Origin of the sequence: Pseudomonas tehranensis, assembly GCF_014268615.1 — a bacterium.
GTDB classification, from domain to species: domain Bacteria; phylum Pseudomonadota; class Gammaproteobacteria; order Pseudomonadales; family Pseudomonadaceae; genus Aquipseudomonas; species Aquipseudomonas tehranensis.
Genome location: NZ_JABWQV010000109.1, coordinates 1 through 15448 on the forward strand (window position 1 = coordinate 1; position 15448 = coordinate 15448).

11 protein-coding genes and 1 tRNA gene are annotated in these 15448 nt (G+C 55.9%); all 12 read left to right on the forward strand.

Going from position 1 to position 15448, the window contains the following annotated elements:
• Positions 1-83: 83 nt before the first annotated feature.
• The 12 genes from HU811_RS16320 to fusA all read left to right on the forward strand — a co-directional run bounded on the left by HU811_RS16320 (position 84) and on the right by fusA (position 15358).
• Positions 84-159, forward strand: a tRNA-Trp gene (locus tag HU811_RS16320).
• A gap of 45 nt (positions 160-204) precedes the next feature.
• Complete coding sequence (secE, locus tag HU811_RS16325; protein WP_003186101.1) at positions 205-573, forward strand: preprotein translocase subunit SecE; 369 nt, start codon at positions 205-207, stop codon at positions 571-573.
• 9 nt (positions 574-582) lie between these two features.
• Positions 583-1116: a transcription termination/antitermination protein NusG gene (gene nusG, locus HU811_RS16330; protein WP_003186097.1), complete on the forward strand. Its 534-nt coding sequence runs from the start codon at positions 583-585 to the stop codon at positions 1114-1116.
• A gap of 117 nt (positions 1117-1233) precedes the next feature.
• Positions 1234-1665, forward strand: coding sequence for a 50S ribosomal protein L11 (gene rplK, locus HU811_RS16335; RefSeq protein WP_003176435.1), 432 nt, complete (start codon positions 1234-1236; stop codon positions 1663-1665).
• Positions 1665-2360, forward strand: coding sequence for a 50S ribosomal protein L1 (gene rplA / locus HU811_RS16340; RefSeq protein ID WP_003186095.1), 696 nt, complete (start codon positions 1665-1667; stop codon positions 2358-2360). Before rplK ends, rplA begins: the two co-directional genes overlap by 1 nt.
• Before the next feature lie 198 nt (positions 2361-2558).
• Positions 2559-3059, forward strand: a complete 501-nt coding sequence (rplJ, locus tag HU811_RS16345; RefSeq protein ID WP_092403435.1) for a 50S ribosomal protein L10 — start codon at positions 2559-2561, stop codon at positions 3057-3059.
• 78 nt (positions 3060-3137) lie between these two features.
• Entirely contained in the window at positions 3138-3503 is a 366-nt protein-coding gene (gene rplL, locus HU811_RS16350; protein WP_092403437.1) for a 50S ribosomal protein L7/L12, read from the forward strand.
• A 220-nt stretch (positions 3504-3723) separates the two neighbouring features.
• Positions 3724-7797 carry a DNA-directed RNA polymerase subunit beta gene (rpoB, locus tag HU811_RS16355; RefSeq protein ID WP_092403439.1) on the forward strand — a complete coding sequence of 1358 codons (4074 nt, stop codon included), beginning with the start codon at positions 3724-3726 and terminating at the stop codon, positions 7795-7797.
• A 64-nt stretch (positions 7798-7861) separates the two neighbouring features.
• Positions 7862-12061: a DNA-directed RNA polymerase subunit beta' gene (gene rpoC, locus HU811_RS16360; protein WP_047230482.1), complete on the forward strand. Its 4200-nt coding sequence runs from the start codon at positions 7862-7864 to the stop codon at positions 12059-12061.
• Positions 12062-12277: 216 nt separating this feature from the next.
• Positions 12278-12649 (forward strand): 30S ribosomal protein S12, encoded by a 372-nt coding sequence (gene rpsL, locus HU811_RS16365; protein WP_003186084.1) that lies wholly within the window; start codon positions 12278-12280, stop codon positions 12647-12649.
• A gap of 102 nt (positions 12650-12751) precedes the next feature.
• Positions 12752-13222, forward strand: a complete 471-nt coding sequence (gene rpsG, locus HU811_RS16370) for a 30S ribosomal protein S7 (protein ID WP_003186074.1) — start codon at positions 12752-12754, stop codon at positions 13220-13222.
• A 30-nt stretch (positions 13223-13252) separates the two neighbouring features.
• Positions 13253-15358, forward strand: a complete 2106-nt coding sequence (gene fusA / locus HU811_RS16375; protein WP_092403441.1) for an elongation factor G — start codon at positions 13253-13255, stop codon at positions 15356-15358.
• Positions 15359-15448: the final 90 nt, after the last annotated feature.

Consider the following 15448-nt stretch of genomic DNA (forward strand, 5'->3'; position numbering starts at 1 on the left):
GCTGGCGTCGTAGCCAAAGTCATCGAGTAAACGGTTGTAATGTCTTTTTCAGGCCGGCATAATGGTCGGCCTGATTTTGTTTTAGGTCAGTAGCTCAATTGGCAGAGCGACGGTCTCCAAAACCGTAGGTTGGGGGTTCGATTCCCTCCTGACCTGCCAGATTCACTTGGTGTGTCTGGCTTTCTTTTCACAGGATCTTCATAGATGACTCCTAAAGCTGAAGCTCAAGGCTCTCGCTTCGATCTGCTCAAGTGGCTAGTGGTAGTCGCTTTGGTGGTTGTTGGCGTTGTTGGCAATCAGTATTACTCTGCTTCGCCGATCCTGTACCGTGTACTTGCATTGCTTGCTATCGCCGCTGTTGCTGCTTTTGTGGGGCTGCAAACGGCTAAGGGCAAGTCTTTCTTCGTACTCGCTAAGGAAGCTCGCACCGAGATTCGTAAAGTCGTATGGCCGACTCGCCAAGAAACCACGCAGACCACGTTGATCGTTGTGGCTGTTGTTCTGGTAATGGCGTTGCTGTTGTGGGGGCTCGATTCCCTGCTCGGCTGGCTTGTTTCCTTGATTGTTGGCTAAGGGTGTCCCGTGGCTAAGCGTTGGTACGTTGTGCATGCTTACTCGGGTTACGAGAAGCATGTCATGCGCTCGCTGGTAGAGCGCGTAAAGCTGGCTGGCATGGAAGATGGCTTTGGCGAGATTCTGGTCCCCACTGAAGAAGTGGTTGAGATGCGTAATGGCCAGAAGCGCAAAAGTGAACGCAAGTTCTTTCCAGGCTATGTGCTGGTACAGATGGATATGAACGAAGGGACTTGGCACTTGGTCAAGGATACCCCTCGGGTGATGGGCTTCATCGGCGGTACCGCTGACAAGCCTGCACCGATTACAGATAAAGAGGCAGAAGCGATTCTGCGTCGCGTCGCTGATGGTAGCGATAAGCCGAAGCCAAAAACGCTGTTTGAACCAGGTGAAGTTGTTCGCGTCACTGATGGTCCATTCGCTGATTTTAATGGCACGGTTGAAGAAGTTAACTACGAAAAGAGCCGGATCCAAGTGGCTGTGCTCATTTTCGGTCGCTCTACTCCGGTAGAGCTAGAGTTCAGTCAGGTCGAAAAGGTCTGATTGAACAGGCATCCCAACCCCGCAGCCCTAGGCTGTGGGGTTTTGTCGTCACTGGGATAAACGCGCAAGTAACCGGGGAGCCTTTCGAGGCGCTAGAACCCGTAATTGGAGTGCCTCATGGCCAAGAAAATTACCGCTTACATCAAGCTGCAAGTGAAGGCCGCTCAGGCTAACCCAAGCCCACCTGTTGGTCCTGCCCTGGGTCAGCACGGCGTGAACATCATGGAATTCTGCAAGGCCTTCAACGCCCGTACTCAGGGTCTTGAGCCAGGTCTGCCAACTCCAGTGATCATCACTGTCTACAGCGACCGTAGCTTTACCTTCGAAACTAAAAGCACCCCTGCTTCGGTTCTGCTGAAGAAGGCTGCAGGTTTGACCAGCGGTTCCGCTCGTCCAAACACCGTTAAGGTTGGCACCGTTACCCGTGCTCAGCTGGAAGAAATCGCGAAAACCAAAAACGCGGATCTGACTGCAGCTGATATGGATGCAGCCGTGCGTACTATCGCCGGTTCTGCTCGTAGCATGGGCCTTAACGTGGAGGGTGTGTAATGGCTAAGCTGACCAAGCGTCAAAAGGCTATCGCCGGCAAAATCGAAGCAGGCAAGGCCTACAACTTTGTAGACGCCGCCGCACTGCTGGCCGAGCTGTCGACTGTCAAGTTCAGCGAGTCGTTCGACGTTGCTGTAAACCTGGGTGTTGACCCGCGTAAATCCGACCAGGTCGTTCGTAGCGCTACCGTGCTGCCACACGGCACTGGCAAGACCGTTCGTGTAGCTGTTTTCACCCAGGGCCCAGCAGCTGAAGCTGCTCTGGCTGCTGGTGCTGATCGCGTAGGCATGGACGATCTGGCTGCTGAAATGAAAGGCGGCGACCTGAACTATGACGTAGTTATCGCATCCCCGGATGCCATGCGCGTTGTGGGTCAGTTGGGTCAGATCCTCGGTCCACGTGGTCTGATGCCTAACCCTAAAGTCGGCACCGTAACGCCAGACGTAGCCACCGCGGTTAAAAACGCCAAGGCTGGTCAGGTTCGTTATCGCACCGACAAGAACGGCATCATTCACACCTCCGTTGGCAAGATCGGCTTCGACGCCGTCAAGCTGAAGGAAAACGTAGAAGCCCTGATCGCTGATCTGAAGCGTATCAAGCCAGCTTCTTCGAAAGGTATCTACGTCAAGCGCGTTACCCTGAGCACCACTATGGGCCCAGGTCTGGTCATCGATCAGAGCTCGCTCGACGCGTAAGACTCAGATTGGCGCAAGCGATTGCGCCAATCAAAAAATTGGGGTCCCTGCCTGGCGGGGGCTGTCCAAGACCGTAGGCGACGAAAGTCTTAAACCACAAGCCTACGCAGATGGTGCTCCCGGTTCCTTACCGAATCAGACACCAAAACGACATTCGGTTTCGACCGGATGAAACGGTAACAAGCAGGAGTTAAACCCGTGGCAATTAAACTCGAAGACAAGAAGGCCATCGTCGCTGAAGTCAACGAGGCTGCCAAAGCTGCCCTGTCCGCTGTCGTGGCTGATGCCCGTGGCGTAACAGTAGGCGCTATGACCGGACTCCGTAAAGAGGCTCGTGAAGCTGGCGTTTACGTACGCGTTGTACGTAACACCCTGCTCAAGCGCGCTGTTGCTGACACTGAATACAGTGTCCTCAACGACGTGTTCACCGGCCCGACCTTGATTGCATTCTCGAAAGAACATCCGGGCGCTGCTGCTCGCATCTTCAAAGAGTTCGCAAAAGGTCAGGACAAGTTCGAGATTAAGGCAGCTGCGTTCGAGGGCAAGTTCCTCGCAGCTAACCAGATCGACGTACTGGCAACTCTGCCGACCCGTGACGAAGCAATTTCTCAGCTGATGAGCGTGATGCAAGGCGCAACCAGCAAATTGGCTCGTACCCTGGCGGCACTGCGCGACCAGAAAGAAGCTGCCGCAGCCTAAGGCTCGACACTCCTTTCCGCGTTTTTTGTTTATTTCGATGGTCGCGTAGGCCGTCCCCCAATTCAGGAATTTAGTTTCATGACTATCTCTCAAAACGACATCCTCGAAGCCGTAGCCAACATGTCCGTAATGGAAGTTGTTGAGCTGATCAAAGCTTTCGAAGAAAAATTCGGTGTTACCGCTGCTGCTGCTTCCGCTGGTCCAGCTGTTGCTGCTGCCGTTGCTGAAGAGCAAACCGAATTCAACGTCATGCTGACCGAAGCTGGCGAGAAGAAAGTAAACGTGATCAAGGCAGTACGTGAACTGACCGGTCTGGGCCTGAAAGAAGCCAAGGCTGTAGTTGACGGCGCTCCTGCCATGGTTCTGGAAGCTGTTGCCAAAGACGCAGCTGAAAAAGCCAAGGCCGCTCTGGAAGAAGCAGGCGCTAAAGTCGAGCTGAAGTAAGCATCGACTTTGCGTCTCCAGCCCGAGCGTTAAGCGACAGGCTGATGGCTGGTGGCTCTTGCCACCGGCCTTTTTCCGTTATTGGCAGCCGACTGGGTCGGTGCCTATAGCGAGCTGTATCCACCCGATGTGGTGGCGCAAACCATGGGGTTTGCACGATTTTCTGGCTGCTCCCGTCGGGAGGGGCCAAACAAGCAGGTGACCAAGCTGGGGAACGCTGATGGCTTACTCATATACTGAGAAAAAACGTATCCGCAAGGACTTTAGCAAGTTGCCGGACGTCATGGATGTGCCGTACCTCCTGGCCATCCAGCTGGATTCGTATCGTGAATTCTTGCAAGCGGGAGCGACTAAAGATCAGTTCCGCGACGTGGGCCTGCATGCGGCCTTCAAATCCGTTTTCCCGATCATCAGCTACTCCGGCAATGCTGCGCTGGAGTACGTCGGTTATCGCCTGGGCGAACCGGCATTTGATGTCAAAGAATGCGTATTGCGCGGTGTGACTTACGCCGTACCTTTGCGGGTAAAAGTGCGCCTGATCATTTTCGACAAAGAATCGTCGAACAAAGCGATCAAGGACATCAAAGAGCAAGAAGTCTACATGGGTGAAATCCCCCTGATGACTGAGAACGGTACCTTCGTAATCAACGGTACCGAGCGTGTAATCGTTTCCCAGCTGCACCGTTCTCCGGGCGTGTTCTTCGACCACGACCGTGGCAAGACGCACAGCTCCGGCAAACTGCTTTATTCCGCGCGCATCATTCCTTACCGCGGTTCGTGGTTGGACTTTGAGTTCGACCCTAAAGACTGCGTATTCGTGCGTATCGACCGTCGCCGCAAGCTGCCTGCATCGGTACTGCTGCGCGCGCTCGGCTATACCACCGAGGAAGTGCTGGACGCGTTCTACACCACCAACGTCTTCCATGTGCAAGGTGAAAACCTCAGCCTGGAGCTGGTGCCTCAGCGCCTGCGCGGTGAAATCGCTGTCCTCGATATCCAGGATGATAAAGGCAAGGTTATTGTCGAGCAGGGTCGTCGTATCACCGCTCGCCACATCAACCAGCTGGAAAAAGCCGGGATCAAAGAGCTGCAGGTGCCTCTGGACTACGTCCTGGGTCGCACCACCGCCAAGGTCATCGTGCACCCGGCCACCGGCGAAATCCTGGCAGAGTGCAACACCGAGCTGAACACCGAGATCCTGGCAAAAATCGCCAAGGCCCAGGTTGTTCGCATCGAGACTCTGTACACCAACGATATCGACTGCGGTCCGTTCATCTCCGATACGCTGAAGATCGACTCCACCGGCAACCAGCTGGAAGCCCTGGTCGAGATCTATCGCATGATGCGTCCTGGCGAGCCGCCAACCAAAGACGCAGCCGAGACCCTGTTCAACAACCTGTTCTTCAGCCCTGAGCGTTATGACCTGTCTGCGGTCGGCCGGATGAAGTTCAACCGTCGTATCGGTCGCACCGAAATCGAAGGTTCGGGCGTGCTGAACAAGGACGACATCGTTGCGGTGCTCAAGACTCTGGTCGACATCCGGAACGGCAAGGGCATCGTCGATGACATCGACCACCTGGGTAACCGTCGTGTCCGCTGCGTAGGCGAGATGGCCGAGAACCAGTTCCGTGTTGGCCTGGTGCGCGTAGAGCGTGCGGTCAAGGAACGTCTGTCGATGGCTGAAAGCGAAGGCCTGATGCCGCAGGATCTGATCAACGCCAAGCCAGTGGCTGCCGCGGTGAAAGAGTTCTTCGGTTCGAGCCAGCTGTCTCAGTTCATGGACCAGAACAACCCGCTGTCGGAGATTACCCACAAGCGTCGTGTATCTGCACTCGGCCCGGGCGGTCTGACCCGTGAGCGCGCAGGCTTCGAAGTTCGTGACGTACACCCGACTCACTACGGTCGTGTATGCCCGATTGAAACGCCGGAAGGTCCGAACATCGGTCTGATCAACTCGCTGGCAGCCTATGCTCGCACCAACCAGTATGGCTTCCTCGAGAGCCCGTACCGTGTGGTGAAAGAAGGTCTGGTGACCGACGAGATCGTGTTCCTGTCCGCAATCGAAGAGGCCGATCATGTGATCGCTCAGGCTTCGGCGACCATGAACGAAAAAGGTCAGCTGATCGACGAGCTGGTAGCTGTTCGTCACCTGAACGAGTTCACCGTCAAGGCGCCAGAAGACGTCACCTTGATGGACGTTTCGCCCAAGCAGGTTGTTTCGGTGGCAGCGTCGTTGATTCCGTTCCTCGAGCACGACGACGCCAACCGTGCGTTGATGGGCTCGAACATGCAGCGTCAAGCTGTACCGACCCTGCGTGCCGACAAGCCGCTGGTAGGTACCGGCATGGAGCGTAACGTTGCCCGTGACTCCGGCGTTTGTGTCGTGGCTCGTCGTGGTGGCGTGATCGATTCCGTCGATGCCAGCCGTATCGTGGTTCGTGTTGCCGATGACGAAGTTGAAACTGGCGAAGCCGGTGTCGACATCTACAACCTGACCAAATACACCCGCTCCAACCAGAACACCTGCATTAACCAGCGTCCGCTGGTGAGCAAGGGTGATCGGGTTCAGCGTAGCGACATCATGGCCGACGGCCCGTCCACCGATATGGGTGAACTGGCATTGGGCCAGAACATGCGCATCGCGTTCATGGCATGGAACGGCTTCAACTTCGAAGACTCCATCTGCCTGTCCGAGCGTGTTGTTCAGGAAGACCGCTTCACCACGATCCACATTCAGGAACTGACCTGTGTGGCTCGTGACACCAAGCTTGGCCCAGAGGAAATCACTGCGGACATCCCTAACGTGGGTGAAGCTGCACTGAACAAGCTGGACGAAGCCGGTATCGTTTACGTAGGTGCTGAAGTAGGCGCAGGCGACATCCTGGTTGGTAAGGTCACTCCGAAAGGCGAGACTCAACTGACTCCGGAAGAAAAACTGCTGCGTGCCATCTTCGGTGAAAAAGCCAGCGACGTTAAAGACACCTCCCTGCGTGTGCCTACCGGCACCAAGGGTACCGTCATCGACGTACAGGTCTTCACCCGCGACGGTGTAGAGCGTGACGCTCGTGCACTGTCTATCGAGAAGACTCAACTCGACGAGATCCGCAAGGACCTGAACGAAGAGTTCCGTATCGTTGAAGGCGCAACTTTCGAGCGTCTGCGCTCCGCTCTGGTCGGCCACAAAGCCGAAGGCGGCGCCGGTCTGAAGAAAGGTCAGGAAATCACCGACGAAGTTCTCGACGGTCTTGAGCATGGTCAGTGGTTCAAACTGCGCATGGCTGAAGATGCTCTGAACGAGCAGCTCGAGAAGGCCCAGGCCTATATCGTTGATCGCCGCCGTCTGCTGGACGACAAGTTCGAAGACAAGAAGCGCAAACTGCAGCAAGGCGATGACCTGGCTCCAGGCGTGCTGAAAATCGTCAAGGTTTACCTGGCAATCCGTCGTCGCATCCAGCCGGGCGACAAGATGGCCGGTCGTCACGGTAACAAAGGTGTGGTCTCCGTGATCATGCCGGTTGAAGACATGCCGCACGATGCCAATGGCACCCCGGTCGACGTCGTCCTCAACCCGTTGGGCGTACCTTCGCGTATGAACGTTGGTCAGATCCTTGAAACCCACCTGGGCCTCGCGGCCAAGGGCTTGGGCGAGAAGATCAACCGTATGATCGAAGAGCAGCGCAAGGTCGCTGACCTGCGTAAGTTCCTGCACGAGATCTACAACGAGATCGGCGGACGCAACGAAGAGCTGGATACCTTCTCCGACCAGGAAATCCTGGATCTGGCGAAGAACCTGCGCGGCGGCGTTCCAATGGCAACTCCGGTGTTCGACGGTGCCAAGGAAAGCGAAATCAAGGCCATGCTGAAACTGGCAGACCTGCCGGAAAGCGGCCAGATGCAGCTGTTCGACGGCCGTACCGGCAACAAGTTCGAGCGCCCGGTTACCGTTGGCTACATGTACATGCTGAAGCTGAACCACTTGGTAGACGACAAGATGCACGCTCGTTCTACCGGTTCTTACAGCCTGGTTACCCAGCAGCCGCTGGGTGGTAAGGCGCAGTTCGGTGGTCAGCGTTTCGGGGAGATGGAGGTCTGGGCACTGGAAGCGTACGGTGCTGCCTACACTCTGCAAGAAATGCTCACAGTGAAGTCGGACGATGTGAACGGTCGGACCAAGATGTACAAAAACATCGTGGACGGCGATCACCGTATGGAGCCGGGCATGCCCGAGTCTTTCAACGTGTTGATCAAGGAAATTCGTTCCCTCGGCATCGATATCGATCTGGAAACCGAATAACACGTGACGCGAATCGAGAGCGGGGCTGTTTTGCCCGCTCTCTGCTCCGCCAGGAGGAAAGGCCTTGAAAGACCTACTGAATTTGCTGAAAAACCAGGGTCAAGTCGAAGAGTTCGACGCCATCCGTATCGGATTGGCCTCGCCTGAGATGATCCGTTCGTGGTCGTTCGGTGAAGTTAAAAAGCCGGAAACCATCAACTACCGTACGTTCAAACCTGAGCGTGACGGCCTGTTCTGCGCCAAGATCTTTGGCCCGGTAAAGGATTACGAGTGCCTGTGCGGTAAGTACAAGCGCTTGAAGCACCGTGGTGTGATCTGCGAGAAGTGCGGCGTTGAAGTCGCGCTGGCAAAAGTTCGTCGTGAGCGCATGGCGCACATCGAACTGGCCTCGCCGGTTGCCCACATCTGGTTCCTGAAATCGCTGCCGTCCCGTATCGGCTTGCTGATGGACATGACCCTGCGTGATATCGAACGCGTTCTCTACTTCGAGAGCTATGTCGTTATCGATCCAGGCATGACCACCCTTGAAAAAGGTCAGCTGCTGAATGACGAGCAGTACTTCGAAGCGCTGGAAGAGTTCGGCGACGACTTCGATGCCCGCATGGGTGCCGAAGCTGTCCGTGAACTGCTGCACGCGATCGACCTGGAGCACGAGATTGGCCGTCTGCGTGAAGAAATTCCGCAAACCAACTCCGAAACCAAGATCAAGAAGCTGTCCAAGCGTCTGAAGTTGATGGAAGCCTTCCAGGGTTCCGGCAACCTGCCAGAGTGGATGGTGCTGACCGTTCTGCCGGTTCTGCCGCCAGACCTGCGTCCGCTGGTTCCGCTCGACGGCGGTCGTTTCGCGACTTCCGACCTCAACGATCTGTATCGTCGAGTGATCAACCGTAACAACCGCTTGAAGCGCCTGCTTGATCTGTCCGCTCCGGACATCATCGTGCGCAACGAAAAGCGTATGTTGCAGGAAGCTGTCGATGCACTGCTCGACAACGGTCGTCGTGGCCGCGCTATCACCGGTTCGAACAAGCGTCCTCTGAAATCCCTGGCTGACATGATCAAGGGTAAGCAGGGTCGTTTCCGTCAGAACTTGCTCGGTAAGCGTGTTGACTACTCCGGTCGTTCGGTTATTACCGTAGGCCCGACCCTGCGTCTGCACCAGTGCGGTCTGCCTAAGAAAATGGCTCTGGAGCTGTTCAAGCCGTTCATTTTCGGCAAGCTGGAAATGCGTGGTCTCGCTACCACCATTAAAGCGGCTAAGAAGATGGTCGAGCGCGAACTGCCAGAAGTCTGGGACGTTCTCGCTGAAGTGATTCGCGAACACCCCGTGCTGCTCAACCGTGCACCGACCCTTCACCGTCTGGGTATCCAGGCGTTTGAACCGGTACTGATCGAAGGTAAGGCTATCCAGCTGCACCCGCTGGTCTGTGCTGCGTACAACGCCGACTTCGACGGCGACCAAATGGCCGTGCACGTGCCGCTGACGCTGGAAGCCCAGCTCGAAGCGCGCGCGTTGATGATGTCTACCAACAACATCCTGTCGCCAGCCAACGGTGAGCCAATCATCGTTCCGTCGCAGGACGTTGTATTGGGTCTGTACTACATGACTCGTGAAGCGATCAACGCCAAGGGCGAAGGCCGTGTGTTCGCGGATCTGCAGGAAGTTGACCGTGTGTTCCGTGCCGGCGAAGCCGCACTGCACGCCAAGGTCAAAGTGCGGATCAACGAAACCGTGAACGATCGTGATGGCGGCAGCGTGACCAACACTCGTATCGTCGACACCACTGTCGGCCGTGCGCTGTTGTTCCAGGTTGTGCCAAAAGGCCTGTCCTTCGACGTCGTCAACCTGCCGATGAAGAAAAAGGCGATCTCCAAGCTGATCAACCAGTGCTACCGCGTGGTTGGTTTGAAAGAGACCGTGATCTTCGCTGACCAGTTGATGTACACCGGTTTTGCCTATTCGACGATTTCCGGTGTTTCCATCGGTGTTAACGACTTCGTTATCCCGGATGAGAAGGCCCGCATCATCGGTGCTGCCACCGAGGAAGTGAAAGAGATCGAAAGTCAGTACGCCTCCGGCCTGGTCACCCAGGGCGAGAAGTACAACAAGGTAATCGACCTCTGGTCCAAGGCGAACGACGAAGTTTCCAAGGCGATGATGGCCAACCTCTCGAAAGAGAAAGTCATCGACCGTCATGGCAACGAAGTCGATCAGGAGTCCTTCAACTCGATGTACATGATGGCCGACTCGGGTGCACGGGGTTCTGCTGCGCAGATCCGTCAGCTCGCCGGTATGCGTGGCCTGATGGCCAAGCCGGACGGTTCCATCATCGAGACCCCGATTACAGCAAACTTCCGTGAGGGTTTGAGCGTACTTCAGTACTTCATCTCTACGCACGGTGCTCGTAAGGGTCTTGCGGATACCGCGTTGAAAACTGCGAACTCCGGTTACCTGACCCGTCGTCTGGTAGACGTTGCGCAGGATCTGGTTGTGACCGAGATCGATTGCGGCACCGAACACGGCTTGGTAATGACACCGCACATTGAAGGCGGTGACGTTGTAGAGCCGTTGGGTGAACGCGTATTGGGTCGTGTCATTGCCCGTGACGTATTCAAGCCTGGTACCGAGGACGTTATCGTTCCTGCCGGCACTCTGGTTGACGAGAAGTGGGTCGAGTTCATCGAACTCAACAGCATCGACGAAGTGATCGTGCGTTCGCCGATCAGCTGCGAAACCCGCTATGGCATCTGCGCTAAGTGCTACGGTCGCGACCTGGCTCGTGGTCACCAGGTGAACATCGGTGAAGCGGTCGGCGTTATCGCTGCCCAGTCCATCGGTGAGCCGGGTACCCAGCTGACGATGCGTACGTTCCACATCGGTGGTGCGGCCAGCCGGACCTCCGCAGCCGACAGTGTTCAGGTGAAAAATGGCGGTACTGTCCGTCTGCATAACCTCAAGCACGTAGAGCGCGTGGACGGTCACCTGGTGGCTGTATCGCGTTCCGGTGAGCTGGCAATCGCTGATGACTTCGGTCGTGAGCGCGAGCGTTACAAGCTGCCGTACGGTGCTGTGATTTCGGTCAAGGAAGGTGACAAGGTCGACGCTGGCGCCATCGTCGCCAAGTGGGATCCGCACACCCACCCGATCGTGACCGAAATGAAAGGTACCGTGACCTACGTGGGCATGGAAGAAGGCATCACGATCAAGCGTCAGACCGACGAATTGACCGGTATGACCAACATTGAAGTACTCGACGCGAAAGATCGTCCAGCGGCTGGCAAGGACATCCGTCCGGCCGTGAAGATGGTCGATGACAACGGCAAGGATCTGTTGCTGCCAGGCACTGACGTAATCGCTCAGTACTTCCTGCCAGCCAACGCCCTGGTCGGTGTTGCGGACGGTGCGCGGATCGCGATCGGTGATGTTATCGCTCGTATCCCGCAGGAAACTTCGAAAACCCGTGACATCACCGGTGGTCTGCCGCGTGTTGCCGACCTTTTCGAAGCTCGTCGTCCGAAAGAAGCCTCGATTCTGGCTGAAGTCAGCGGCACCATCGCGTTCGGTAAAGAGACCAAGGGCAAGCGCCGTCTGGTCATCACTCCGAACGACGGTAGCGATCCGTACGAAGAGCTGATTCCGAAGTGGCGTCACCTGAACGTCTTCGAAGGCGAACAGGTAAACCGCGGCGAAGTTATCTCCGACGGCCCGAGCGATCCACACGACATCCTGCGTTTGCTGGGTGTGAGTGCGCTGGCCAAGTACATCGTGAACGAGATCCAGGACGTTTATCGTCTGCAAGGCGTGAAGATCAACGACAAGCACATCGAGACCATCCTGCGTCAGATGCTGCGTAAAGTTGAGATCGCTGAATCCGGCGATTCGAGTTTCATCAAGGGCGACCAGATGGAGCTGACTCACGTACTGGTGGAAAACGAGCGCCTGGCGACGGAAGACAAGTTCGTCTCCAAGTTCACTCGCGTGCTGCTGGGTATCACCAAGGCGTCGTTGTCTACCGAATCGTTCATCTCGGCGGCTTCCTTCCAGGAAACCACCCGTGTACTGACCGAGGCGGCGGTAACCGGCAAGCGCGATTACCTGCGCGGCCTGAAAGAAAACGTGGTCGTGGGTCGTCTGATCCCGGCCGGTACCGGCTTGGCCTATCACAGCGAGCGCAAGCGTCGTCGTGATGCAGACAAGCCGTTGCGCGTAAGCGCCAGTGAAGTGGAAGCTGCACTGACCGAAGCACTGAACTCGAGCGGTAACTGAGTTCTGCGGTAATTAAGTGCCTGGCCCTGGTCATCCCGTTTGCTGGATCGAGACAAATTGTCGAGATCCGGCGGGCGGGGAGGTCGGGGCCTTGCCTTGACTGGGAACAAGATCCTCTTTAGACTCTTGATCCCCTAAATTTGGCGGGAATTCGTTCCTGCCATTTTGCTTTTCTTGTAAGACAATAGCGTCGCAAGACAACAGTGGAGCTAGTAGATGGCAACTATCAACCAGCTGGTACGTCAGCCGCGTAAGCGTATCGTCGAGAAATCCGACGTGCCTGCGCTGCAGAACTGCCCGCAACGTCGTGGCGTATGCACCCGTGTGTATACCACCACGCCGAAAAAACCTAACTCGGCACTGCGTAAAGTATGCCGTGTGCGTCTGACCAACGGTTTCGAGGTTTCCTCGTACATCGGTGGTGAAGGCCACAACCTGCAAGAGCACAGCGTGGTACTGATCCGCGGCGGTCGTGTAAAAGACTTGCCAGGTGTTCGTTACCACACCGTTCGCGGTTCTTTGGATACTTCCGGCGTTAAAGGTCGTAACCAGGGTCGTTCGAAGTACGGTACCAAGCGTCCGAAGTAATCGGCCGTTTTGCAGTTTTTCATTTTATTGAGTCGATAAGAGTAAGGTCGGGCACGCATTAGCTGTCCCGGGCTAACCTGAAGACCGTTTGAGGGCTTATCAATGCCAAGACGTCGCGTAGCAGCCAAACGTGAGATTCTGGACGATCCGAAATACGGAAGCCAGATTCTCGCCAAGTTCATGAACCACGTAATGGAAAGCGGCAAGAAAGCCGTTGCCGAGCGTATTGTTTATGGCGCACTGGACAAAGTTAAGGAACGCAAGAACAGCGATCCCCTGGAAATCTTCGAGAAAGCTCTCGACGCCATCGCTCCGCTGGTCGAAGTGAAGTCGCGCCGTGTAGGCGGTGCTACTTACCAGGTTCCGGTCGAAGTTCGTCCGTCCCGTCGTAACGCCCTGGCAATGCGCTGGTTGGTAGACTTCGCCCGCAAGCGCGGTGAGAAGTCCATGGCTCTGCGTTTGGCTGGCGAACTGTTGGACGCTGCTGAAGGTAAAGGTGCTGCAGTTAAGAAGCGTGAAGACGTGCACCGTATGGCTGAAGCCAACAAGGCTTTCTCGCACTACCGCTTCTAATTCTAGCGTCACTCAATTTGCGAGGGCTTTATGGCTCGTACTACACCGATTAATCGCTACCGTAACATCGGTATCGTTGCCCACGTGGATGCTGGTAAAACCACCACCACTGAGCGCGTCCTTTTTTACACTGGCAAAAGTCACAAGATGGGCGAGGTGCATGATGGCGCCGCGACCACCGACTGGATGGTGCAGGAGCAGGAGCGTGGTATTACCATTACTTCTGCTGCCATTACCGCCTTCTGGAAGGGTTCCGAGAAGCAGTACAAGGATGAGCACCGCTTCAACGTCATCGACACCCCGGGTCACGTAGACTTCACCATTGAAGTTGAACGTTCCCTGCGTGTACTCGACGGCGCTGTGGTTGTGTTCTGCGGTACCTCGGGTGTTGAGCCTCAGTCGGAAACCGTATGGCGTCAGGCCAACAAATACGGCGTTCCGCGTCTTGTTTATGTAAACAAGATGGACCGTGCTGGTGCCAACTTCCTGCGCGTGATCGGTCAGATCAAGCAGCGTCTGGGTCACACTCCGGTGCCGATCCAGCTGGCTATCGGTTCTGAAGACAACTTCCAGGGCCAGATCGATCTGATCAACATGCAGGCTGTCTACTGGAACGACTCTGACAAGGGTATGGTTCCTGTTCGCAAGGACATCCCTGCAGAGTTGCTGGAAGAAGCCGAGAAGTGGCGTGGCAACATGGTAGAGGCTGCGGCCGAAGCCAACGAAGAGCTGATGAACAAGTATCTCGAGGGTGAAGAGCTCACCAACGAGGAAATCAAGGCTGCTCTGCGTCAGCGTACTATCGCTGGCGAAATCGTCTTGGCTGTTTGCGGTTCTTCCTTCAAGAACAAGGGTGTTCCCCTGGTTCTCGACGCCGTTATCGACTTCCTGCCTGCACCGACCGACATTCCAGCCATCAAGGGTACCGACCCGGATGACGAGACTGTCGAGCTGGAGCGTCATGCAGACGACAACGAGCCGTTCTCGGCTCTGGCGTTCAAGATCGCTACCGACCCATTCGTGGGTACCTTGACCTTTGTTCGGGTTTACTCGGGCGTGTTGAACTCCGGCGACGGCGTGATCAACTCTGTAAAAGGCAAGAAAGAGCGTGTGGGTCGTATGGTGCAAATGCACGCAAACGCCCGCGAAGAGATCAAGGAAGTACGCGCTGGCGACATCGCGGCCTTGATCGGCATGAAGGACGTCACCACGGGTGAGACTTTGTGCAACGGCGACAAGCCAATCATCCTGGTTCGCATGGACTTCCCGGAGCCGGTTATTTCGGTTGCCGTTGAGCCGAAAACCAAGGATGACCAGGAAAAAATGGGTATCGCTCTGGGCAAGCTTGCCCAGGAAGATCCATCTTTCCGCGTTAAGACTGATGAAGAGACCGGTCAAACGATCATCTCTGGCATGGGCGAGTTGCACCTGGACATCCTGGTTGACCGGATGCGCCGTGAGTTCAACGTCGAAGCCAACATCGGCAAGCCTCAGGTTTCCTATCGTGAGCGCATCACGAAGAACTGTGAAATTGAAGGCAAGTTCGTTCGCCAGTCCGGTGGTCGTGGCCAGTTCGGTCACTGCTGGATTCGCTTTGCGCCGGCTGACGAAGGTCAGGAAGGTCTGCAATTCGTGAACGAAGTCGTAGGTGGTGTGGTTCCTAAGGAATACATCCCGGCGATCCAGAAGGGTATCGAGGAGCAGATGAAGAACGGCGTTGTTGCCGGCTATCCGCTGATCGGCCTGAAGGCGACTGTGTTCGATGGTTCTTACCACGACGTCGACTCCAACGAGATGGCGTTCAAGGTGGCTGCCTCCATGGCGACCAAGCAGCTGGCCCAGAAGGGCGGTGGTGAGTTGCTTGAGCCGATCATGGCGGTAGAGGTTGTTACGCCTGAAGACTACATGGGTGATGTCATGGGCGACCTTAACCGTCGTCGTGGCATGATTCTGGGTATGGAAGATACGGTTTCCGGCAAGGTCATTCGTGCCGAGGTTCCGTTGGGTGAAATGTTCGGTTACGCAACCGACGTTCGTTCCATGTCTCAGGGTCGCGCGAGCTACTCTATGGAATTCAAAAAATACAATACAGCTCCGTCGCATATCGTCGAAACTGTTACCAAAAAGCAAGGCTGATTCAGCCCTTTAAGCTAGGAGTTAATTGTCGTGGCTAAAGAAAAATTTGAACGGAACAAACCGCACGTCAACGTTGGCACCATCGGTCAC

Excerpts from the sequence above, each read along its gene's own strand:
- rpsL (WP_003186084.1), top strand. The coding sequence starts at position 12,278 with ATGGCAACTATCAACCAGCTGGTACGTCAGCCGCGTAAGCGTATCGTC.
- rpoB (WP_092403439.1), top strand. The coding sequence starts at position 3,724 with ATGGCTTACTCATATACTGAGAAAAAACGTATCCGCAAGGACTTTAGC.
- rplL (WP_092403437.1), top strand. The coding sequence starts at position 3,138 with ATGACTATCTCTCAAAACGACATCCTCGAAGCCGTAGCCAACATGTCC.
- rplK (WP_003176435.1), top strand. The coding sequence starts at position 1,234 with ATGGCCAAGAAAATTACCGCTTACATCAAGCTGCAAGTGAAGGCCGCT.
- secE (WP_003186101.1), top strand. The coding sequence starts at position 205 with ATGACTCCTAAAGCTGAAGCTCAAGGCTCTCGCTTCGATCTGCTCAAG.
- rplA (WP_003186095.1), top strand. The coding sequence starts at position 1,665 with ATGGCTAAGCTGACCAAGCGTCAAAAGGCTATCGCCGGCAAAATCGAA.
- rpsG (WP_003186074.1), top strand. The coding sequence starts at position 12,752 with ATGCCAAGACGTCGCGTAGCAGCCAAACGTGAGATTCTGGACGATCCG.
- fusA (WP_092403441.1), top strand. The coding sequence starts at position 13,253 with ATGGCTCGTACTACACCGATTAATCGCTACCGTAACATCGGTATCGTT.